Origin of the sequence: Pseudomonas sp. 2725, from assembly GCF_050434585.1 — a bacterium.
GTDB classification, from domain to species: Bacteria; Pseudomonadota; Gammaproteobacteria; order Pseudomonadales; family Pseudomonadaceae; genus Aquipseudomonas; species Aquipseudomonas jessenii.
Map to the genome: position 1 here is coordinate 1 of NZ_JBNDIV010000022.1, position 1,153 is coordinate 1,153.

Here is a 1,153-nt window from a genome sequence, read left to right on the forward strand (position 1 = left end):
CGCGAGTTCAAGCTGCATGCTGCCAGCATGGTGCTTGATGATAACTGCCCGGTTCCAGACGTTTGTGCATCGCTGGATATCGGGCCCACCGCTTTACGGCGTTGGGTCGATCAGGTTCGCAAGGAGCGCGAGGGGCAGCCAGTCAAAGGCACCAAGGCGATTACCGAAGATCAGCGCCAGATCCAGGAACTAAAGGCCAAGATCAAGCGCATGGAAATGGAAGCCGAGATCTTAAAAAAGGCTACCGCTCTCTTGATGTCGGATCCCGATCGTTTTCGATGATTGCGGAACTAAGAGAGTCGTTCCCGACAGCTGTCGTGTGTCGTGTTTTCGATGTGAAGCGCAGCAGCTTTTACGAGTGGCTTCAGCGGCGAGCCCAACCGCGGATCAGGCGCGAAGAGCTCAAGCTCAAAGTGGTTGAACTGCACAGCGAAAGGCGCGAAGCCATGGGCTCCAGAATGATCAGCAAGGGCCTGAAGTCCCAAAACATTGCAGTTGGAAGAGGCCTTGTCCGAGCGCTGATGAGGGAGGCCAACATTGTCAGTAAACAACGCCAGCCGCACCCATTCAGATCCAAGGGAGTGGAAGCGTTTGTCGCGCCCAATCGGCTCAAGCGCAACTTCAAACCGGCTGCAGTCGATCAGGTCTGGTGTGGTGACGTGACCAGCTTGATGGTGGGCGAGCGCTGGGTTCATCTGGCCATCGTCATCGATTTGTTTGCTCGCCGGGTCATCGGTTGGGCATTTTCGCTGGTCAATGACGCCAACTTGGTCAGCAAGGCGCTACGCATGGCGACAGAGGTTCGAACGTGCCCTCCGGGACTGATGTTTCACTCGGATCAGGGCTGTCAGTACACCAGCCGCAAGTTTCAAGAAGAACTGAAGCGTCGTGACATATTGCAAAGCATGAGCCATCGCGGGCAGTGCTGGGACAACGCTCCAACAGAGCGATTTTTCGGCACGCTGAAATCAGAATGGGTGCCTCGTAGTGGCTACAGCAAGATCGAGGAAGCCAAAACCGATATGGTGCGCTTCTTCATGTACTACAACCGCACCAGGCTCCACAGCTACAACAACTATCTGTCGCCAATAGCCATGGAGCAAAAAGCGGCATAAACACCGTAACCGGTGTCCGGGATTACTTGACCAGTTCA

At 55.1% G+C, this 1,153-nt stretch carries 2 protein-coding genes; both read left to right on the plus strand.

The genetic code is table 11. The features are described 5' to 3' along the window. A partial coding sequence (locus tag ABIE16_RS28725; protein ID WP_349737072.1) for a transposase occupies positions 1–282 on the plus strand: 282 nt, incomplete at its 5' end. Beyond that, positions 279–1,115, plus strand: coding sequence for an IS3 family transposase (locus ABIE16_RS28730; RefSeq protein ID WP_429522466.1), 837 nt, complete (start codon positions 279–281; stop codon positions 1,113–1,115). The genes ABIE16_RS28725 and ABIE16_RS28730, both read left to right, overlap by 4 nt. The last annotated feature ends 38 nt before the right edge of the window (positions 1,116–1,153 follow it).